Origin of the sequence: Pseudomonas sp. HR1, assembly GCF_030175875.1 — a bacterium.
Classification (GTDB): domain Bacteria; phylum Pseudomonadota; class Gammaproteobacteria; order Pseudomonadales; family Pseudomonadaceae; genus Chryseomonas; species Chryseomonas oryzihabitans.
Genome location: NZ_JASNRF010000001.1, coordinates 1461755 through 1482056, shown reverse-complemented (window position 1 = coordinate 1482056; position 20302 = coordinate 1461755). Strand labels below are relative to the sequence as shown.

21 protein-coding genes are annotated in these 20302 nt (G+C 66.8%); 11 read left to right on the top strand and 10 right to left on the bottom strand.

Annotated features, from left to right (window positions below; all coding sequences use genetic code 11):
- Positions 1–184: 184 nt before the first annotated feature.
- The 4 genes from QKY98_RS06915 to QKY98_RS06900 all read right to left on the bottom strand — a co-directional run bounded on the left by QKY98_RS06915 (position 185) and on the right by QKY98_RS06900 (position 4935).
- Positions 185–343: a YqaE/Pmp3 family membrane protein gene (locus tag QKY98_RS06915; protein WP_007159763.1), complete on the bottom strand. Its 159-nt coding sequence runs from the start codon at positions 341–343 to the stop codon at positions 185–187.
- A 359-nt stretch (positions 344–702) separates the two neighbouring features.
- Positions 703–2472, bottom strand: coding sequence for an acyl-CoA dehydrogenase C-terminal domain-containing protein (locus QKY98_RS06910; protein ID WP_284670564.1), 1770 nt, complete (start codon positions 2470–2472; stop codon positions 703–705).
- 187 nt (positions 2473–2659) lie between these two features.
- Entirely contained in the window at positions 2660–4465 is a 1806-nt protein-coding gene (locus QKY98_RS06905) for a phenylacyl-CoA dehydrogenase (protein ID WP_027600706.1), read from the bottom strand.
- 146 nt (positions 4466–4611) lie between these two features.
- Positions 4612–4935 carry a thioredoxin family protein gene (locus QKY98_RS06900; RefSeq protein WP_027600705.1) on the bottom strand — a complete coding sequence of 108 codons (324 nt, stop codon included), beginning with the start codon at positions 4933–4935 and terminating at the stop codon, positions 4612–4614.
- A 165-nt stretch (positions 4936–5100) separates the two neighbouring features.
- On the opposite strand from QKY98_RS06900, the gene QKY98_RS06895 reads away from it, so the two are divergent.
- Positions 5101–6435, top strand: coding sequence for an MFS transporter (locus QKY98_RS06895; RefSeq protein WP_197852310.1), 1335 nt, complete (start codon positions 5101–5103; stop codon positions 6433–6435).
- Between the two features lie 70 nt (positions 6436–6505).
- Positions 6506–6928: a DUF1810 domain-containing protein gene (locus tag QKY98_RS06890; protein WP_284670563.1), complete on the top strand. Its 423-nt coding sequence runs from the start codon at positions 6506–6508 to the stop codon at positions 6926–6928.
- On the opposite strand, the gene QKY98_RS06885 is transcribed toward QKY98_RS06890, so the two are convergent.
- Both QKY98_RS06885 and QKY98_RS06880 read right to left on the bottom strand, forming a co-directional pair.
- The gene (locus QKY98_RS06885) at positions 6925–7512 is read right to left on the bottom strand and encodes a cupin domain-containing protein (protein ID WP_081347950.1); all 588 of its coding nucleotides are present in this window, start codon (positions 7510–7512) and stop codon (positions 6925–6927) included. The genes QKY98_RS06890 and QKY98_RS06885 overlap by 4 nt on opposite strands.
- A gap of 70 nt (positions 7513–7582) precedes the next feature.
- Complete coding sequence (locus tag QKY98_RS06880) at positions 7583–8284, bottom strand: alpha/beta fold hydrolase (RefSeq protein WP_027600701.1); 702 nt, start codon at positions 8282–8284, stop codon at positions 7583–7585.
- Between the two features lie 112 nt (positions 8285–8396).
- Here QKY98_RS06880 and QKY98_RS06875 point away from each other — a divergent pair, with 112 nt between their 5' ends.
- The 5 genes from QKY98_RS06875 to rarD all read left to right on the top strand — a co-directional run bounded on the left by QKY98_RS06875 (position 8397) and on the right by rarD (position 13857).
- A complete protein-coding gene (locus tag QKY98_RS06875) occupies positions 8397–8693 on the top strand; it encodes a hypothetical protein (RefSeq protein ID WP_007159771.1) in 297 nt (98 codons plus the stop codon).
- Between the two features lie 58 nt (positions 8694–8751).
- A complete protein-coding gene (locus QKY98_RS06870) occupies positions 8752–9489 on the top strand; it encodes a ComFC family protein (RefSeq protein ID WP_260984933.1) in 738 nt (245 codons plus the stop codon).
- A 65-nt stretch (positions 9490–9554) separates the two neighbouring features.
- Positions 9555–11444 carry a PhoX family protein gene (locus QKY98_RS06865; RefSeq protein ID WP_284670562.1) on the top strand — a complete coding sequence of 630 codons (1890 nt, stop codon included), beginning with the start codon at positions 9555–9557 and terminating at the stop codon, positions 11442–11444.
- Positions 11445–11554: 110 nt separating this feature from the next.
- Positions 11555–12529, top strand: coding sequence for a serine/threonine protein kinase (locus tag QKY98_RS06860; RefSeq protein WP_007159773.1), 975 nt, complete (start codon positions 11555–11557; stop codon positions 12527–12529).
- A gap of 440 nt (positions 12530–12969) precedes the next feature.
- Positions 12970–13857: an EamA family transporter RarD gene (gene rarD / locus QKY98_RS06855; RefSeq protein WP_042134534.1), complete on the top strand. Its 888-nt coding sequence runs from the start codon at positions 12970–12972 to the stop codon at positions 13855–13857.
- Positions 13858–13902: 45 nt separating this feature from the next.
- On the opposite strand, the gene secB is transcribed toward rarD, so the two are convergent.
- Genes secB through QKY98_RS06840 form a run of 3 tightly spaced genes read right to left on the bottom strand, consistent with a single transcriptional unit; the run spans position 13903 to position 15110 of the window.
- Positions 13903–14367 carry a protein-export chaperone SecB gene (gene secB, locus QKY98_RS06850; RefSeq protein ID WP_007159775.1) on the bottom strand — a complete coding sequence of 155 codons (465 nt, stop codon included), beginning with the start codon at positions 14365–14367 and terminating at the stop codon, positions 13903–13905.
- A gap of 27 nt (positions 14368–14394) precedes the next feature.
- Positions 14395–14649 carry a glutaredoxin 3 gene (gene grxC / locus QKY98_RS06845; protein WP_007159776.1) on the bottom strand — a complete coding sequence of 85 codons (255 nt, stop codon included), beginning with the start codon at positions 14647–14649 and terminating at the stop codon, positions 14395–14397.
- A gap of 41 nt (positions 14650–14690) precedes the next feature.
- Positions 14691–15110 carry a rhodanese-like domain-containing protein gene (locus QKY98_RS06840; RefSeq protein ID WP_007159777.1) on the bottom strand — a complete coding sequence of 140 codons (420 nt, stop codon included), beginning with the start codon at positions 15108–15110 and terminating at the stop codon, positions 14691–14693.
- Between the two features lie 182 nt (positions 15111–15292).
- Here QKY98_RS06840 and QKY98_RS06835 point away from each other — a divergent pair, with 182 nt between their 5' ends.
- The 4 genes from QKY98_RS06835 to QKY98_RS06820 all read left to right on the top strand — a co-directional run bounded on the left by QKY98_RS06835 (position 15293) and on the right by QKY98_RS06820 (position 19452).
- A complete protein-coding gene (locus QKY98_RS06835; protein WP_267397799.1) occupies positions 15293–15904 on the top strand; it encodes an NAD(P)-dependent oxidoreductase in 612 nt (203 codons plus the stop codon).
- A 133-nt stretch (positions 15905–16037) separates the two neighbouring features.
- The gene (locus QKY98_RS06830; RefSeq protein WP_267397798.1) at positions 16038–17321 is read left to right on the top strand and encodes a murein hydrolase activator EnvC family protein; all 1284 of its coding nucleotides are present in this window, start codon (positions 16038–16040) and stop codon (positions 17319–17321) included.
- Positions 17322–17350: 29 nt separating this feature from the next.
- Positions 17351–18694, top strand: a complete 1344-nt coding sequence (locus QKY98_RS06825) for a S41 family peptidase (RefSeq protein ID WP_027600695.1) — start codon at positions 17351–17353, stop codon at positions 18692–18694.
- On the top strand, positions 18691–19452 hold the full coding sequence (locus QKY98_RS06820) for a divergent polysaccharide deacetylase family protein (RefSeq protein WP_027597485.1): 762 nt from the start codon (positions 18691–18693) through the stop codon (positions 19450–19452). The genes QKY98_RS06825 and QKY98_RS06820 overlap by 4 nt, the downstream gene beginning before the upstream one ends.
- A 17-nt stretch (positions 19453–19469) precedes the next feature.
- On the opposite strand, the gene QKY98_RS06815 is transcribed toward QKY98_RS06820, so the two are convergent.
- Positions 19470–20231 (bottom strand): substrate-binding periplasmic protein, encoded by a 762-nt coding sequence (locus QKY98_RS06815; protein WP_027597484.1) that lies wholly within the window; start codon positions 20229–20231, stop codon positions 19470–19472.
- Positions 20232–20302: the final 71 nt, after the last annotated feature.

Below are 20302 nucleotides of genomic sequence, written 5' to 3'. Positions count from 1 at the left end.
GTGGCACCACCGGCGGTCGATCAAGGATACCGGCGTGATGGACCGGCAGGCCTCGAACAGGGCTGCAGGAAGCGCCCTCGCCTAGCGCGGACCTCTTGCCCTCAAGCCCCTACCGCTTCGGTTGGCGCTGCCCCCTAGGTCAGCCAGTCGATTGCGGCACCGGGGCCGCGATCCGGCCGTGGGTTCAGCGACGAGCAATCACCCAGACGGCATGGATGATACCCGGAATGTAACCCAGCAGCGTCAGCAGGATGTTCAGCCAGAAGGCGCCGCCGAAGCCGACCTGGAGAAAGACGCCCACGGGCGGCAGGATGATGGCGAAGATGAGGCGGATGAGGTCCATTTCAGGCTCCAGTAGCAGGCAGGCAAGAAGATGCCTCTAAGACTGGCAGGGCCTGAATCAGGTTCCGGCAGGCAATAAAAAACCCCGCCGAAGCGGGGTTTCGCAGACTTAACCCAACATCCTTGTCGGGCCGCCAATCCTTGGCCATCTATCCCTGTAAGTCTCTGCCCGACATCCTTGCCGGGGGGCCATCCTGGCCACATTTCCTTGAAGTCATCTGGAGCGCTGGGTACATCCTGTACCGCGATCCGATGGGTGTAGATTACGCAGCTACCCGGGTGTAGGCGATGGCTTATCGCGGCGACGTCATGTAAGCCAAAGCTTACACGACATGGCTTTTCACCTTTTCTGTCAACGGCTTAGAAGGCCTCCTCGGCCAGGGCGTAGAGCGGCTGGGCGCCGCTGCGCACGGCGGCCGCCAGGCTCAGGGTGCGCGGCAGCAGGCGGGCGAAATAGAAGCGTGCGGTGGCCAGCTTGGCTTCGGCGAAGGCCGCGTCCTGCTCCGCCGCGGCGGCCGCGGCCCGTGCCCAGAGATAGGCATAGGCGACATAGCCGAACAGGTGCAGGTAGTCCACCGAGGCGGCGCCCAGTTCATGGGGATCACTGGCGCCGGTCTGCAGCAGCCACTCGGTCGCGCCGTCCAGCTGATCCAGGGCCTGGCGCAGGGGCGCGGCGAATTCGTTGTCCGCCGGCAGGCTGGCGAGATAGCCATGGACCTCTTCGCTGAAGGGCCGGTAGAGGGCGCCACGACTGCCGGCCAGCTTGCGGCCGACCAGGTCGAGGGCCTGGATGCCGTTGGTGCCTTCGTAGATCTGAGTGATGCGCACGTCGCGCACCAGCTGTTCCTGGCCCCACTCGCGAATGTAGCCATGGCCGCCGAACACCTGCTGGCCGGCGACGCAGAGTTCCAGGCCGAGATCGGTGAGGAACCCCTTGGCCACCGGGGTGAGCAGCGCCACCAGGGCTTCGGCGCGCTCGCGTTCGGCCGGCTCGGGGCTGTACTTGGCGGTGTCGAGTTGCAGGGCCACATAGCTGGAGAACAGCCGGCCGCCTTCGTTCAGCGCCTTCATGGTCAGCAGCATGCGCCGCACATCGGGGTGGACGATGATGGGATCGGCGTTCTTGGCGGCCTGCTGGATACCGGCCGGGGAGCGGCTCTGCAGGCGTTCGCGGGCATAGGCCAGGGCGTTCTGGTAGGAGCGTTCGCTCGAGCCCAGGCCCTGGATGCCGACGCCCAGGCGCTCGTAGTTCATCATGGTGAACATGGCGGCCAGGCCCTTGTTGACCTCGCCCACCAGGTAGCCGACCGCGCCATCGAAATTCATCACGCAGGTGGCGGCGCCCTTGATGCCCATCTTGTGTTCCAGGGAGCCACAGGCCACGGCGTTGCGCGCGCCCAGGGCGCCCGCCTCGTCTACCAGGATCTTGGGCACCAGGAACAGCGAGATGCCCCGGGAACCGGTCGGCGCATCGGGCAGCTTGGCCAGCACCAGGTGAATGATGTTCTCGGTGAGGTCGTGCTCGCCGGCGGTGATGAAGATCTTGGTGCCGGTGACCCGGTAGCTGCCGTCGGCCTGGGGCTCGGCGCGGGTGCGGATCAGGCCCAGGTCGGTACCGGCATGGGGCTCGGTCAGGCACATGGAGCCGGCCCACTGGCCACTGTAGAGATTGGGCAGGTAGGCCTGCTTCAGGGCTTCGCTGCCATGGGCGTGCAGGGCCAGGCAGGCGCCGGCGCTAAGCATCGGATAGAGACCGAAGGCCAGGCAGCTGGCGTGCATCATTTCCTCGACCTGGGCGGTGAGCACCTTGGGCATGCCCATGCCGCCGTATTCGGGATCCCCACCAACCCCCACCCAGCCGCCTTCGGCAAAGGCCTGGTAGGCCTGGCGGAAGCCCTGGGGCGTGGTCACTTCACCGGCTTGCCAGTGGCAGCCTTCTTCATCGGAATTGCGATTGAGCGGCGCCAGTTCCTGGGCGCACAGCTTGCCGGCTTCTTCGAGGATGGCATCGGCGGTCTCGCCGTCCACCACCTCGGCCAGGGCGGGCCACTGACTCCAGCGGTCCTTGACCTTGAAGACGGCATCCAGCACGAAACGGATATCGCGAAGCGGCGGGGTGTAGTCGGCCATGTCGAGTCTCCTCGGAAGGTGTTCTTGTCGGTATGACCCGAGTGTAAGACCGAACCGGAAGGGAGACATAGGTTCATGATCTGACCTGATGGTCAGCCGATCGGAGGTCTGCAGCGGGTGGTTTTTTCGCGGACCCGAAAAGACGAAAACCCCGCCGGAGCGGGGTTTTCAGTGGAGCGGCGACGCCTTAGTAGCCGAGGGCGAAGTCTTCCTCGGCCAGGGCCATCAGGCTGCCGGCGCCGGCCAGCAGCGCCTCGGCATGGGCGCGGGTACGGGGCAGCAGGCGCTCGTAGTAGAAGCGCGCGGTGGCCAGCTTGGCCTGGTAGAAGGCGGCCTCCTCGGTACCGGCGGCCAGCTTCTCGGCGGCGACCCGGGCCATGTCGGCCCAGAAGTACGCCAGGCAGCAGTAGCCGGAGTACATCAGGTAGTCGACGGCGGCGGCGCCCACCTCTTCGCGATCCTTCATGGCGGCCATGCCGACCTTGAGGGTGATCTCGCCCCACTCCTTGTTCAGCTTGGCCAGCGGCTCGACGAAGGCCTTGAGCTGGGCATTCTCGGCGTTGGCCTGGCAGAACTTGTGCACCACCTTGGTGAAGGCCTTGAGGGATTCACCCTGGGTCATCAGCACCTTGCGACCCAGCAGGTCGATGGCCTGAATGCCGGTGGTGCCCTCGTAGAGCATGGCGATGCGGGCATCGCGCAGATTCTGCTCCATGCCCCACTCGGCGATGTAGCCGTGGCCGCCGTAGATCTGCACGCCGTGGCTCGCCGCCTCGAAACCCACCTCGGTCATGAAGGCCTTGGCGATGGGGGTGAGGAAGGCCAGCTGGGTCTCGACCTGCTGCTTCTGCTCTTCGTCCTGGCTGTACTTGAGGATGTCCACCAGCTTGGCGGTGTAGTAGATCATCGCCCGGCTGCCTTCGGCGAAGGCCTTCATGGTCAGCAGCATGCGGCGCACGTCGGGGTGCACGATGATGGGATCGGCGGGCTTCTCGGGCGCCTTGGGACCGGTCAGGGACCTCATCTGCAGACGCTCGCGGGCGTACTTCAGACCGCCCTGGAAGGCCACCTCGGCATGGGCCAGGCCCTGCAGGGCGGTGCCGATGCGGGCGAAGTTCATGAAGGTGAACATGCAGTTCAGGCCGCGATTCGGCGGGCCGATCAGGAAGCCGGTGGCGCCGTCGAAGTTCATCACGCAGGTGGCGTTGCCGTGGATGCCCATCTTGTGTTCCAGGGAACCGCAATGCACGGCGTTGCGCTCGCCGGCCGCGCCGCTGGCGTCGGGCAGGCGCTTGGGCACGATGAACAGCGAGATGCCCTTGGTGCCGGCGGGGGCGTCGGGCAGGCGAGCCAGCACGATGTGGACGATGTTCTCGGCCATGTCGTGTTCACCGGCGGAGATGAAGATCTTGGTGCCGGTGATGGCGTAGCTGCCGTCAGCACGCGGCTCGGCCTTGGTGCGCAGCATGCCCAGGTCGGAACCGCAGTGGGGTTCGGTCAGGCACATGGTGCCGGTCCACTCGCCGGTCACCAGCTTTTCCAGGTAGGTGTGCTTCTGCTCGTCGGTGCCGTGCTGCTCCAGGGTGTTCATGGCGCCGTGGGACAGGCCGGGGTACATGCCCCAGGACCAGTTGGCCTGGCCGACCATTTCCGACAGGGAGATGCCGAGGGATTCGGGCAGGCCCTGGCCACCGTGGGCCGGGTTGTGCGCCAGGCTCGGCCAGCCGCCTTCGACGAACTGGGCATAGGCTTCCTTGAAGCCATCGGGGGTCTTCACCCCGTCTTCGCTCCAGGTGCAGCCCTGCTGATCGCCGATGCGATTGAGCGGCGCCAGGACCTGTTCGCAGAACTTGGCGCCTTCTTCGAGGATGGCGGAGACCATGTCGGGAGTGGCGTCGCCGCACCCGGGCAGGCTCTGGTAGTGCGCGTCATAGCCCAGGAGTTCGTCGCGGACGAAGCGGATGTCCCGCAGGGGGGCTTTGTAATCGGGCATGACTGTTACCTCTTTGCGAATGCTTGTTGTCGAGGGTGGCGGCAGCGTCGCTGCGGACCTGCCGCCAGGGCGTTTAAACAGTCGTTTGAAACTAATGTTCCAGGCCTGGCCTTGTCAAGCGTGGCGAGGACGAGCGGAACGACCGGTCAGTCCGCCAGGGCCAGGGCTTCGTCCAGGGCCGCCGCCGTCGCCGGACGTACCAGCCGCGCCAGTTCCTGGCCGTCCTTGAAGACGATCAGCGTGGGCCAGAGCTTGACGCGAAAGGAGCGTCCCAGGCGGCGGCCGGGACCGTCTTCGATCTTGAGATGGCGCACGCCGGGGTAGTCCGCGAGCGCCGTGGCCAGCAGCGGCTGGGCGGCGCGGCAGTGTCCGCACCAGGGTGCGCCGAACTCCAGCAGGGTGACACCCGGCAGGGCGTCGACATCAGCGCGGGCGGGCTCCTTTTCCGCATAGGTGGTCGTCATGGTCATGGCGGGGGCTCCTGAAGTCGGTTCCAACGGTGGACAAGTCGCTGGCGGGACTGCTCGGTCACGAGAAAAGGACTAGGGTCGATCCTGCGGTACGCCCCGATGTCATGACAATAAAACAAGGCGCTCCATTTCTGCCTCCGTCTCCGCCCTTTCCCGAGGCCCGCCATGAGCCAGACAGCGACTTCCGTTTCACCCGCCACCCTGCGCAAGGTCATCTCCGCCGCATCCATCGGCAACTTCGTCGAATGGTTCGATTTCGCCCTCTATGGCTTTCTCGCCACCCTGCTCGCGGCGCACTTCTTTCCCAGTGGCGACGCCACCGCCGGCCTGCTCAAGACCTTTGCCGTCTTTGCCGTGGCCTTCGCCTTCCGGCCACTGGGCGGCATCGTCTTCGGCCTGTTGGGTGACCGCATCGGCCGCAAGCGCACCCTGGCGCTGACCATCCTGATCATGGCCGGCGCCACCGCCCTGATCGGCATCCTGCCCAGCTACGCCACCATCGGCATCTGGGCGCCGATCCTGCTGACACTGATCCGCTGCGCCCAGGGCTTTTCCGCCGGCGGCGAATACGCCGGGGCCTGCGCCTACGTGATGGAGCATTCACCGCGCGATCGGCGCGGGCGCTATGGCAGCTTCGTACCGGTCTCGACCTTTCTCGCCTTCGCCAGCGCGGCCCTGACCGCCTGGGGCCTGGAGCGACTGCTGGGCGCCGCCGCCATGGCCGACTGGGGCTGGCGCGTCCCCTTCCTGGCCGCCGCGCCGCTGGGTCTGATCGGTCTCTATCTGCGGCTGAAGCTGGACGAGACCCCGGCCTTCCAGGCGCTGGAAGCGGACCATGAGGTCAGCCATTCGCCGCTGGGCGAGACGCTCAGGCTGCAGGGTCGCTCGATCCTGCGCCTGGGCGCCTTCATCTCGCTGACGGCGCTGTCCTTCTATATGTTCACCACCTACTTCTCCACCTACCTGCAACTGGCCGGCGGCTTCGACCGGGCCGCGGCCCTGGCCATCAGCCTGATCACCCTGTTCGCGGCAGCGGCGGCCTGTCCGGTGCTGGGACGCGTCACCGACCGCATCGGTCGACGCATGACCACGGTGCTGGCCAGTCTGGTGCTGGCGGTGGGCGTCTATCCGGCGCTGCTGCTGGCCAGCAGCGGCCAGTTCGGCAGCGCCCTGCTGGGCTCGCTGCTGCTGGGCGCCGGGGCGGTGCTGTGCAACGTGGTGACCGCGCCGCTGCTCAGCGAGGTCTTCCCCACCCGCACGCGCTACACCGCCGGGGCCATCACCTACAACCTGGCCTACACCATCTTCGGCGGCACCGCGCCGCTGATGGCGACCTGGCTGATCGGCACCACCGGCAGCAATCTCTCGCCGGCGCTCTACCTGATCCTGATCGCCCTGCTCGGCCTGATCGGCGGCCTGAGTCTGCCCGAGACTTCGCGCATCGATCTGGACGAGGTCAGCGAAGGCGGTGAAACGGCCTATCGCGCGGTGCGCGGCTAGACCGCTCGTCCCTTGACCGGCACTTCCTCCGGGTCCATCTGCCGATAGGCAAAAGGCCCGGAGTTTCGCCATGCCCGCCGCTCACGATCTGCAACGCTTCCTCGACGCCCAGGCCGACACCTATGCCACCGCCCTGGCGGAGATCCGCGCCGGGCGCAAGCGCAGCCACTGGATGTGGTTCATCTTTCCGCAGATCCAGGGGCTGGGCCGCAGCGAGACGGCGCAGCGCTATGCCATCGCCTCCCACGACGAGGCCAGTGCCTACTTGGCGCATCCGCTGCTGGGACCCCGCCTGCGGGAGATCACCGCCGCCGCGCTGGAGCATCCGCAGCTGTCGGCCACGGCGCTGTTCGGCCAGCCGGACGATCTCAAATTCCATTCCTGCCTGACCCTCTTCGCCGCCGTGGCCGAAGACCCCGAACCCTTTCGCCAGGCGCTGAAGACCTTTTTCGCCGGCCAGCCGGACGAAGCCACCCTGACGCGACTCTGCTAGCGCCAGAGCTCGGGTAGCGCCCCTTCCCGTCCGGTCACCGGATCAGTCAGTGGCACAGGCACCTGGGCGATCAATTCGACTGAACGGGCATGGGCGGCCGGATCGGCGCGCTGGGTGATGAAGTCCTGCCGATCGGGCGGATAGGCGCCCACCACCAGGAAATCCGCGCTGGATTCCAGGTTGCGGTGCCCGGTCCCTGCCGGCAGCACCACCACGTCGCCCGCGGTCACCTCCACATCCTGCCCCTGCTCGCCACCCAGCCGCAGCCGCGCCTGGCCGCGCGCCACGCCAAGGACTTCATGGGCATTGGGGTGATAGTGATGATAATCGTAGACGCCATAGCGCCATTGCGGCGGCCAGGCGTTGTCGGCGAACAGCCGCTCCAGGGCGGCGGCGCGGTCTGAGCCGGCCAGGGGAACCTGGCGATAGAGCAATACGGGCAGGCGACTGTTGGGGATGACGCCATCGTCGGCGAAATGCAGTTGTTCGGGCTGACCGGCACCCACCGGCGCGGCCAGGGCCAGGGCGGCGGGCGCCAGGCCCAGCACCAGGGAAAGGACGGACAGAGACGGACGATGCGGCATGCGGGACTCCCTCGGGGCTTTGCCAATGGAGGCCGGCCTGGTGCCCGGGTTCAGCGCCCGCGACGAGGGGTCAGGCCAGCCATTCCCGCAGCAGCGCCGAGGTGCGCTCCGGCAGTTCCAGCGGCGGCAGGTGACCGCAGTCGTCCAGCACCACCAGGCGCGAATCCTGGATGCCGGCGTGCATCAGCTCGGCTTCGGCCGGCGGGGTCAGCTGGTCCTGGGCGCCCACCACGATCAGGGTCGGGATGCGGATCCCTGCCAGGGTCGGGCGTGAGTCGGGGCGGTCGATGATCGACTGCTGCTGGCGCAGGAAGGCCTCCTTGCCCACCGCCTTGCCCATGGCCAGCACGGTATCGGCCACCGGCGTGCCCAGGCGCGAGGCGTGGATCAGCCGCGGCAAGAGTTGCGGACTGATACCGAGGAAACGCCCGCGCTCGGCCAGTTCGAGCATGGCGCGGCGCTGGGCGGCGCGCTCCGGGGCGTCCGGGCTGGCCATGGTGTCGAACAGCGCCAGCCGCGCTACCCGTTCCGGCGCCTGGCGCAGGATCTCGAAGGCCACGTAGCCGCCCATGGACAGGGCGCCCAGGGCGAAGCGCGGCGGCGCCTCGGCCAGCACCCGGCGCGCCAGGGCAGGGATGCCCAGGTCGCGGGTGAGGTCGGGAATGAGCACCGGACAGACGTCGGCCAGGTCGGCGGCCTGAGCGGCCCAGAGACGGCTGTCGCAGAGCAGGCCGGGAAGCAGGATCAGCGGAAGGGTATCGGTAGCGGTCATCACTAAGGACTTGAGAGACACTGCGGAAAACGCGCAGTGTAGCGCGGATCACCAGCGAACCCCGTGGGCTTCGCGGGTTCCAAGGGACATTGCCAAGGATCCGGAAACATCCATGCGTACTGAAGGCTTCTTCGACTGGCTCGGCGCCGCGCTCGGCCAGGTCATCCGTTTCATCATCGATCTGTTCGGCTCGGTGCTCGGCGGCCTCGCCGACGCCGTGCACGACTTTCTCCATGGCATGGCCCGCTCCATCGGCATGGACGACTCCTATATCAGCTTCGTCGTCCTGGCCATCGGCCTGCTGCTGCTCTACGCCGCGGTACGCGCCTTCATGGCGCGCTCGGTGGTGGGCGGCGTCATCTGGCTGATTCTCGGCCTGATGGTGATGAGCTGGCTGATCCGCGGCTGACTGGTCGCCAGGCGCTCCGCCTGGCACAGTAGGGCTCTCGCTCGGCACGGACGCCGTCATGACCCCACCCCTTTCCCAGGCCTTGAAGCGCCACTGGCAACGCCTGCGGCCCGGGACCAGCTGCGCCCTCTGCGCCGCCTGGCTGCCGGCCGGACTGCCCCTGTGCGAAGGCTGCGACAGCGAATTGCCCTGGCTCGGCCCCCATTGCCAGGGCTGCGCCCTGCCGCTGCCGGTGGACGGCCTGTTCTGCGGCGGCTGCCTGGCCAAGCCGCCGGCCTTCGACCAGGTGCTGGCGCCCTGGCGCTATGCCTTTCCGGTCGACACCCTGATCAACAGATTCAAGCACCGCGATCACGGGAGTCTCGGCCGTCTGGCCGGGGCGCTGCTGGCGCGGCATCTGCAGCACCTGTTCGACGAAGGTCAGCTGCGCCCGGAGTGCCTGCTGCCCGTTCCTCTCTCGCCCCTGCGCCTGCGCCAGCGCGGCTTCAACCAGGCCGCACTGCTGGCCGGCTGGCTCGGCAAGTCCTTGAAGCTACCGGTGGATGGCGGACTATTGCAGCGAGTGGAGGAGCAGCACAGCCAGCAGGGCCTGAGCGCCAGCGAGCGGCGGCGCAATCTCCGGCAGGCCTTCGCTCTGGTGCAGGACGCCGGGTTGGAGGGTCGCCATCTGGCCCTGGTGGACGACGTCCTCACCACCGGCGCCACCGCCGACAGCCTGGCGCGCCTGCTCAAGCGCGCGGGCGCCCGGCGGGTGGATGTCTATTGCCTGGCGCGGACGCCGCCACCCGGCGAGTAGCGCTGTCACCAAACCGTCATTTAGTCTGACTAGCCTCGCCTGCACACCGTGAGGGAGCCATCAGCATGCACAACGACCAGACCGATCTCGAACGCCTCGTCCAACTGAGCCGCCGGCGCTTCATCGGTGCCGGCGCCCTGGCCGGTGCCGCCCTGTTCCTGGGCGGCGGCCTGCTCGGTCGCAGCGCCCTGGCCGACGCCGTCGGCGAAGCCTCGGGCAATCCGCTGATCGGCTTCGCCAACATCCCCGCCTCCACCGCCGACACCCTGGTGGTGCCGCCCGGCTATCGCGCCAGTGTGCTCATCAGCTGGGGCCAGCCGCTGCACGCCGACGGTCCGGCCTTTCGTCCCGATGGCAGCCCGAGCGCCGCCGACCAGGCGGTACAATTCGGCGACAACAATGACGGCATGGCCTTCTACCCCTTTACGGACGATCCGGATCGGGCGCTGATGGCGATCAACAACGAATACACCAACTACCGCTATCTGCTCAGCCACGGCACGCCGCCCAAGTCCCTGGAAGACACCCGCAAGGCCCAGGCCGCCGAGGGCGTCTCGGTGATCGAGGTGAAGCGCGTGGACGGCCAGTGGCATTTCGTCCAGGGCTCGCCCTATAACCGCCGCGTGCATGGCAACACGCCCATCGCCGTCAGCGGTCCGGCCGCCGGCCATGACCTGCTCAAGACCGCCGCCGATCCGGCCGGACGCGAGGTGCTGGGCACCTTCCAGAATTGCTCCAGCGGCGCCACCCCCTGGCACACCTACCTGACCTGCGAAGAGAACTTCACCGACGTCTTCGGCAGTCGCGATGCCAACCTGAAGTTCGACGCCGCCCAGAAGCGCTACAGCGTCAAGCACGCCAGCGTGGAGAACGACTGGCACCTGCACGACGATCGCTTCGACCTGGCGCAGAATCCCAACGAACTCAATCGTCACGGCTGGATCACCGAAATCGATCCCTTCGATCCCCAGGCCAAGCCGGTCAAGCGCACCGCCCTGGGGCGCTTCAAGCACGAGAACGCCGCCCTCGCCCGCACCCGCGATGGCCGCGTGGTGGTCTACATGGGCGACGACGAACGTGGCGAATTCATCTACAAGTTCGTCAGCCGCGAGCCCCTGCAGGACGATCCCAAGGCCAATCGCGATCTGCTCGACCACGGTACCCTCTATGTCGCCCGGTTCGACGAGGGCGATCGTGATCCCAACCGCCCCAAGGGTCGCGGCCAGTGGCTGCCGCTGGTGCATGGCGAGAACGGCCTGACCGCCGCCAACGGCTTCGCCAGCCAGGCCGAGGTGCTCATCCACGCCCGCCAGGCCGGCACCCAGGTCGGCGCCACGCGCATGGACAGACCCGAGTGGATCGCCGTCAGCCCCAAGGACGGCCAGGTCTATTGCACCCTGACCAACAACACCAAGCGCGGCGAGGACGGCATGCCGGTGGGCGGCCCCAATCCCCGCGCCAACAACCTCTACGGCCAGATCGTACGCTGGCGCGAGAGCGGTGACGATGCCGCGGCCCTGAGCTTCGACTGGGACCTCTTCGTCATCGCCGGCAATCCCAAGGTGCACCCGGGCAAGCCGGAAGCGGGCTCTCAGCAGATCAACGCCGAGAACATGTTCAACAGCCCCGATGGCCTGGGCTTCGACGCCGCCGGCCGGCTGTGGGTGCTCACCGACGGCAAGTACAGCAACAAGGGCGATTACGAGGGCATGGGCAACAATCAGATGCTCTGCGCCGATCCGCGCAGCGGCGAGATGCGCCGCTTCCTGGTCGGTCCGGTCGGCTGCGAGGTCACCGGCCTGGCCTTTTCGCCGGACTACAAGACGATGTTCGTCGGCATCCAGCACCCGGGCGAGGAAGGCGGCTCGAGCTTTCCCGAGGCCCAGCCGAACGGCCAGCCACGCTCTTCGGTAATGGTCATCAGCCGCGAAGACGGTGGTGTGATCGGCGCCTGACCGGCGAGCGGATAGCGCTCGAGCCTTCGCCATGGGGCTCGGGCATGCGCTAGCATCTCCCGGATGCAGGGTGGCAATCGCCATCGTCCCCCGTGACCGAGGAGCGCGCCATGTCTCATCCGTTCGAAAATCTGAGTCCCGACCTCGTCATCGACGCCATCGAAAGCCTGGGCTATCTCAGCGATGCCCGGGTACTGGCCCTCAACAGCTACGAGAACCGCGTCTACCAGATCGGCATCGAAGGCGAGACCCCGCTGATCGCCAAGTTCTATCGCCCGGATCGCTGGACCGACGCGGCCATCCTGGAAGAGCACGCCTTTTCCGCCGAGCTGGAAGAGCGCGAGGTGCCGGTGGTCGCGCCCCTGCAGCGCGACGGCCAGACGCTGTTCAATCATGCCGGCTTTCGCTTCGCGCTCTTTCCCCGCCGCGGCGGCCGGGCGCCGGAGCCGGGTGATCTCAATCAGCTGCATCGCCTCGGCCAACTGCTGGGTCGCCTGCACGCGGTGGGCGCCAGCCGCCCCTTCCAGCACCGCGAGACGCTGGACGTCCAGGGCTATGGGCATGCCTCGCTGGACACGCTGCTGACCGGCAACTTCATTCCCCAGAGCCTGCTGCCAGCCTATGAATCGGTGGCGCGCGACCTGCTGCAGCGTCTCGACGAACTCTTCGAAAGCGTCAGCTACGACGTCATCCGCCTGCACGGCGACTGCCATCCGGGCAACCTGCTCTGCCGCGATGACGCCTACCATATCGTCGACCTCGACGACTGCCGCCACGGTCCGGCCATGCAGGATCTCTGGATGCTGCTGGCTGGCGATCGCCAGGAGCGGCTGACGCAGCTGTCCGAGCTGATGGACGGCTACGAGGAATTCCACGACTTCCAGCCGCGCGAGCTGGCGCTTATCGAGGGGCTGCGCACCCTGCGGCTGATGCACTACAGCGCCTGGCTGGCACGTCGCTGGGACGATCCGGCCTTTCCCAAGAGCTTTCCCTGGTTCGGCAGCGAACGCTACTGGGGCGACCAGATCCTCACCCTGCGCGAACAACGCGCCGCCTTGGACGAGGCGCCGCTGCGGCTGTTCTAGGCTTGCTGCGACGCAGTGGAAAAGGCTGCGCCGTTTTCCACGCTACAGGCCCGGATACCCCCCTCTCCCTCCGGGAGAGGGCTGGGGTGAGGGTAAGCCGTGCGATGAACTCTTCAGTGGAAAAGGCTGCGCCGTTTTCCACGCTATGGCCTCGGATACCCCCTCTCCCTCCGGGAGAGGGCTGGGGTGAGGGTAAGCCGTGCGATGAACTCTTCAGTGGAAAAGGCTGCGTCGTTTTTCACGCTACAGCACTGATCGCGGCCATGGGCCGCTCCTACAGAGGCGCGATGTATCGGGAGGAGCGGCCGCATCGGCGGGTCGCCATGGCCGCGATAGCGCAGTGGCGCAGCAGGCAAACGCTTGCTGTCGTCACTCCCACATCACACCGCCCCTTAGGCTATCCTGCCCGGACAAGAACGTTGCCTGCCTAAGGACCTCTCATGTCTGCCTTGCGCCAGGGTTATGCCCTGGGCCTCACCGCCTATGGGCTGTGGGGCTTGTTTCCGCTGTTCTTCAAGCTGCTGGCGGCCCTGCCGGCGACCGAAATCCTGTTCCAGCGCATCCTCTGGTCCGCCCTGTTCAGCGCCTTGCTGCTGCTGGTCTGGCGCCATCGCGGCTGGTGGGCGGAGTTGCGCGCCCACCCGCGACGGCTGCTCTGGCTGGCGCTGTCCGGCGCCCTGGTGGCCTGCAACTGGCTGGTCTACATCTGGGCGGTCAACAACGCCCATGTGGTCGAGGCCAGCCTGGGCTACTACATTAATCCGCTGGTCAACATCCTGCTCGCCCTGGTGATCCTCGGTGAACGCCTGCGGCCGCTGCAGTGGATCGCCGTGGGCCTGGCGGTGCTGGGCGTCGCCCAGCAATTGTGGACCCTGGGGCAACTGCCTTGGGTCTCCCTGGCGCTGGCGCTGACTTTCGCCTTCTATGGCCTGGTGCGGCGGCAGACGCCGGTAGCCGCGCTGCCGGGCATGGTGGTGGAGAGCTGGATGCTGGTGCCGATCGCCCTGGTCGCGCTGCCGCTGCTGACCCCGGGGGTGAGTCTGCAGGCGGAGACCTGGCAATCCTCGCTGGGCCTGCTGATCGTGCTGGCCGGGCCGGTCACCCTGATCCCGTTGCTGTGCTTCAACGCCGCGGCGCGCAAGCTGCCCTATTCGACCCTGGGCTTCCTGCAGTACCTGGCGCCGACCCTGGTGCTGATCCAGGCGGTCTGGCTCTACGACGAACCCTTCCCCCGCGAGCGGCTGTTCGCCTTCATCTGCATCTGGACGGGCCTTGCCGTGTTCAGCTTCGATCTCTGGCGCGCCAGTCGCAAGCTGAAGGCCGGATAGCAGAACGCCCCTCGCAAGGGGCGTTCGTCACCGCTGCGGCGCCGATCAGGCTTCGCCGGCGGTCTGCATGCGCGCCAGTTCCTGGGCGTAGAGGGCGTCGAAGTTCACCGGCTGCAGCATCAGCGCGGGGAAGGAGCCACGCACCACCATGTTGTCCAGCGCTTCACGGGCGTAGGGGAACAGGATGTTGGGGCAGAAGGCGCCCAGGGCATGGGCCATGGAGGCGGCGTCCAGGCCCTTGATCAGGAAGATGCCACCCTGCTGCACTTCGGCGATGAAGGCGGTCTCTTCGTTGTTCTTGACGGTCACGGTCAGGGTCAGCACCACTTCGTGGAAGTCGTCGCCCAGGGTCTTCTGGCGGGTGGCCAGGTCCAGGTTGACGTTGGGCTGCCAGTCCTGACGGAAGATCTCGGGGCTCTTGGGCGCTTCGAAGGACAGGTCGCGGATGTAGATGCGTTGCAGGGAGAACTGAGCGCCGTCTTCCTGGGCGCCATTGGCTTGGTCGGTCATGGTAGGGCCTTGAGTGATGAGTGTTGGTCAGGCGGACAGCAGCGGATCGAGACGTCCGCTTCGGTCTAGGGCATAGAGATCGTCGCAACCGCCGACGTGGGTGCTGCCGACCCAGATCTGCGGCACGCTGGTGCGACCGGCCTTGCGGGCCATCTCGCTGCGCAGCGCCGGCTGGCCGTCGACGGAGACTTCCCGGTAGGCCACGTTCTTGCGATCGAGCAGGTGCTTGGCACGATGGCAATAGGGACACCAGGCACTGGTATAGATGACGACGTCAGACATGCGCGGTCTCCAGTGGCCGATGAGGCGGCCACGCTAGGGGTTCACTTCACCAGGGGCAGATTCTCTGCACGCCAGGTGGCGATGCCGCCGTTCAGCCGAGCGGCGGTGAAGCCGGCCTTCTGCAGATCGCCGCACACGGCGCCGGCCTGCTGGCCGGCGCTGTCCACCACGATCAGGGTCTTGGCCTTGTGCTTCTCCAGTAGAGACAGGCTGCTGGCGACTTTCTCCTGGGCGATGTTCAACGCGCCGACGATATGCCCGGCGGCGAAGTCCTTGCTCGGGCGGATGTCGAGCACCACGCCCTCTTCGCGATTGACCAGGTTGGTGAGTTCGCCGGTGGACAGGCTGCGCCCGCCCCGACGGGTCTCGTTGAACAGCATCAGGGCGACGATGGCGAGGAAGGCGGCGACGAGCAGCGGATGATGGGTGGCGAATTCGACCACCCGACCGAGAAATTCCATAATGAAAGAACTATCCAAGGAGGGCTAAAAATGCTGGCCAGTATACACAGCCCCCCGATGGCGCCATACCCTCGCCGCCCCCGGGTTATCCGCAGGTAACCAGCTCATCCCGAACTGCCTCCTTGGCGGCTTCCGTCGCTCTGCCTAGGCTTGGCTTCCCTTCATTTCCGAGGAATCCAGCCATGACTTCCATCGCCCTGCTCGGCGCCACCGGCAACGTCGGCAGCCGTCTGCTCGACGAAGCCCTCTCCCGCGGCCACCGGGTCACCGCCCTGGTGCGGGAACCCGCGCGCCTGGCGTCCCGTGCCGACCTGAACGTGGTTGCCGGCGACGCCAAGGATCCGCAGGCGGCCAAGGTGCTGTCCGGCCATGACGTGCTGGTCAGCAGCCTGAGATTCGCCGACATCGCACCGGATACGCTGATCGACTTCGCCAGAGCCACTGGCATCCCGCGCCTGCTGATCGTTGGCGGCGCCGCCAGCCTGAAGCTGCCGGACGGCTCGCGACTGTTCGATGCGCCGGCCTTTCCCGCGGAATACCGCAGCGAAGCCGGGGCCGGGATCGCTACCCTGGACGCCCTGCGCGGGGTCAGCGACCTCGACTGGGTCTTCGTCAGTCCGCAGATGGTCTTCGCCCCGGGCACCCGCACGGGCCGCTTCCGCCTGGGCGACGATACCCTGCTGTTCGATGCGGCCGGGGACAGCCACATCTCCTACGAAGACTTTGCCGTGGCCCTGCTCGACGAGGTCGAACGTCCCGTTCATCACCGTACCCGTTTCACCGTCGGCTACTGAAACGGAAATGCCCCCTCGTTCGCAGCCTGGCCGCCTGGTCGGGCCGTGAACGCTGAACGGCGTGCCTTGCCGTTTTTTTTGCCGGATGTGACGGGCATACTAGGCGCTTCGCCCTAGAAACGTACGACCTCGCATGCGCCGTGTTCTCGCCCTTCTCCTGCTTGCCAGCGTTCTCGCTCCCGCCCTGGCCGACGATCGCGCCGATACCCAGCGGCAGATCGAGCAGACCCGCCGGGAAATCCAGGAGATGCAGAAGGTCCTCAAGCAGGTGCAGGCCGAGAAGTCCGGCGTGCAGAAGCAGCTGCAGGGCACCGAGACCCAGATGGGCGAGCTGGAAAAGCAGGTGGACTCGCTGCAGAAGCAGCTGGAGAACGGCGAAAAAAAGCTGCAAGAGCTGGACGGGCGCAAGAAGAAGCTCGACCAGTCTCGCGCTGAGCAACAACAGCTGATCGCCGTGCAGGTGCGCGCCGCCTACCAGAGCGGCCGTCAGGAATACCTCAAGCTGCTGCTCAATCAGGAGCATCCGGAAAAGGTCAGCCGCACCCTCACCTACTACAACTACCTGAATCGCACCCGGCTGGATCAGCTCGCCACCTTCAACGACACCCTGCGCGAGTTGCGCGAGGTGGAACAGGGCATCCAGCAGGAACAGGGCGCACTGGTCGCCCGCCGCGAAGACCTGGAGAAGCGTCAGGCGGAGCTGGCCGAGGTGCGCAAGGAGCGCCAGGCGGCGCTGGCCAAGATCAACGCGGACTACCGCGACAAGAGTCGCGAGATCGAGAACCGCGAGCAGGATCAGGCCGCGCTGAACAAGGTGCTCAAGACCATCGAGGAAACCCTCGCGCGCCAGGCCCGCGAAGCGGAGGAAGCCCGTCAGCGGCAACTGGCCGAAGCCCGCGCCGCCGAGGCACGGGAAGCGGCACGGCGCCAGGCGCAAAGCGAGCCGAAAGCCCCGCGCCCCTCGAACGCCCCGGAACTGGCGGTGTCTAGTGCAGCACCTGCCTATGGCGGCGCCTTCGCCAATGCCCGCGGCAAGCTGCCCTGGCCGGTCGATGGCCGTCTGGTGGCGCGTTTCGGCAGTGCCCGCGGCGACGACCCCCGCGCGAAATGGGACGGCGTCCTGATCGCAGCCGGGGCCGGTACCCGGGTCAAGGCGGTGCACGACGGCCGGGTGGTCTTCGCCGACTGGCTAAGAGGCGCTGGCCAACTGGTTATCATCGATCATGGGAATGGCTATCTCAGCCTGTACGGACATAATCAGAGCCTGCTCAAGTCTGCGGGTGACGTGGTCAAGGCCGGGGATGCCATCGCGACCGTCGGCGCCAGCGGCGGTCAGGAAGCCTCCGCCTTGTACTTCGCCATCCGCCAACAGGGCCGCCCGACGGACCCGGTCATCTGGTGCCGTGCTCAGGGATAGTGCGACACACCTCGGTTTAGGAGCTGCACATGCCGCATCGCTTTCGTCCCACCGTCCTGGTCCTCGCCCTGCTGTTCAGCGGCGTCGGAGTCGTCCAGGCGCAATCGTCGCAGAGCACGCCGGCTGCGGTGACGCCGGTCGCACCGGGCGCCGCGCCCGCGGCACCGGCCAGTGCTCCGCTGCCGCTGGACGAGCTGCGCACCTTCGCCGAGGTGTTCGACCGCATCAAGGCCGCCTATGTGGAGCCGGTGTCGGACAAGGTCCTGCTGGAGAACGCCATCAAGGGCATGCTCAGCAACCTGGATCCGCATTCCGCCTATCTGGAACCCAAGGACTTCGCCGAACTGCAGGAAACCACCAGCGGTGAATTCGGCGGCCTGGGCCTGGAAGTCGGCCAGGAGAACGGCTTCATCAAGGTGGTCTCGCCCATCGACGACACCCCGGCGGCCAAGGCGCGCCTGCAACCGGGCGACCTGATCGTCAAGATCGACGGCCAGCCCACCAAGGGCCAGGCCATCAACGAAGCCGTCGACAAGATGCGCGGCAAGCCGGGCAGCCCCATCGTGCTGACCATCGTCCGCGGTGGCGGCCAGCCGTTCGACGTCAAGCTGGCGCGGGCGGTGATCAAGGTCAACAGCGTCAAGAGTCAGCTGCTCGAATCCGGCTACGGCCTGCTGCGCATCTCGCAGTTCCAGGTCAATACCGGCGAAGAGACGGTAAAGGCGCTCGGCAAGCTGCGTCAGGAGAACAAGGGCAAGCTCAAGGGCCTGATCCTCGACCTGAGAAACAACCCGGGCGGGGTCCTGCAGTCGGCGGTCGAGGTGGCGGATGCCTTCATGACCCACGGTCTGATCGTCTACACCAAGGGCCGCCTGCCCAACTCCGAGCTGCGCTTCTCGGCCGATGCCGCCGATCCCAGCGAGAAGGTGCCCCTGGTGGTGCTGATCAATGGCGGCAGCGCCTCGGCCGCGGAAATCGTCGCCGGCGCCCTGCAGGATTCCAAGCGCGGCATCCTCATGGGCACCGACAGCTTCGGCAAGGGTTCGGTGCAGACGGTGCTGCCGCTCAACAACGACCGCGCGCTCAAGCTCACCACGGCGCTTTACTACACGCCGAGCGGGCGCTCCATCCAGGCCCAGGGCATCACCCCGGACATCGCCGTGGCGCCGGCCAAGGTCACCCCGCAGAGCGGCGGCGACGAATACTTCCGCGAAGCGGACCTGGCCGGTCACCTGGGCAATGGCAATGGCGGCGCCGATCGGCCCACCGGCAGCAAGGCGCCCAACCAGAGTCCGCGGCCGCAGGATGACGACTTCCAGCTCTCCCAGGCGCTGTCGCTGCTCAAGGGACTCAACGTCACCCATACTCCGTGAGGGCGGGACGCTGGCTACTGGCCGGGGCGCTCGCCCTGGTCGGCACCCTCGCCCAGGCCGCCACCGCGCAGCTGACCATCGTCATCGACGACCTCGGGCAGAATCCGGCGCGGGATCGGCAGGTCCTGGCCCTGCCCGCGCCGGTGGTCCTGGCGATCATCCCCGAGACCCGCTACGCCGCCGAACTGGCCACCGTGGCCCACCGCGCCGGACGCACCGTGCTGCTGCACCTGCCCATGGACCCGGCCGGCGGTCCCTATGCCTGGCATCCGGAGATGTCCTCGGCCGAGCGCCTGCAACGCCTGGACCGAGCGCTGGAACGGGTACCCGAGGCGGATGGGGTGAACAATCATGAAGGTAGTCGCATGACCGCGGACCGCCCCGCCATGGCCGAGTTGATGCAGGTCCTGCAGGAGCGTCACCTGCTGTTTCTCGACAGCCGCACCAGCGCGGCCACCGTGGCCGCGGCGGAAGCCCAGAAGATCGGCCTGGCCAGCGTCTCGCGCGATGTCTTTCTCGACAACGATGCCACCCCGGCGGCGGTGGCGGCCCAGCTGGCCGAAGGCGTGCGCTTGGCCCAGCGCCAGGGCAGCGCGGTGCTGATCGGCCATCCGCACCCGGCGACCCTGGCGGTGCTGGCCCAGCAGTTGCCGCTGCTCAAGGCCCAGGGCGTGGAGGTCATCGACCTGCCGCAGATGATCGCCCTGCGGGCCAACCAGGCCATGCCAGGGCACGGCCGCGCCGGTCGCTATCGCTAGCGAGCGGCCTCCAGGCGTCAGAGGTAATTGTTGGTGATGCTGTCGATCACTCCTTCCTTGCGCATCTGCTCCAGCGCCGCCCTGAGGCGTATCACCACCTCGTCAGGGGTGTCCTTGTTCAACGCCAGATACTGATCCACCTCGTTGAAGCGCAGCAGCGTCTGCAAGCCGGTCACCCCCTGCTGCTTGGCGAGATAGCGGCCGACAGGATCGGCGGTAGCCCAGATGTCGATCTGGCCTTTCACCAGTTTGTCGACGTTCTCCTGATCGCGCAGGGCGTCGATGACCGGAATGCCCTGGGCGGTCAGCGTCTTGCTGATCACATCGTTGCGATAGGTACCGATGCGATAGCGGGCGGCGTCCTTGAGTGTCTTGACGTCCAGCTTGCTGCCAGGCAGCGCCTGCAGGGTCCAGCTCGAGCGGCCGAAAGGGCCCACCCATTTGAACTGATCCTTGCGCGCCTCGGTGTAGGCCACGGAGAAGAGGCCGTAGTTGGGCGTCTCCTGGGTCAGCCGATAGATGCGGTCCCAGGGGAAGCGCAGCGAAAGGCTGTACTTGATGCCGGCCCGCTTGAACATCTCGCGGACGATATCGGTGGCGATACCATCGATGGCGTCATCGCGGGCGAAGTTCTTGTCATCGACCGACATGTTGAAGGGAGGATAATTCTCGGTCAGGAGCACGACCTGGTAGTAATCCGGCAACTCGGCACGGGCCTGGGTCAAACCCAGGGTGCAACCCAAGACTACACCTGCAAGACGCAACCACAGCTTTTGCATTGCAACTCCCTGGCGACGCACGGCCGCATTTTCGAGGTTTCGTCGAATTTCCCTTTACAACATTCAGCGCT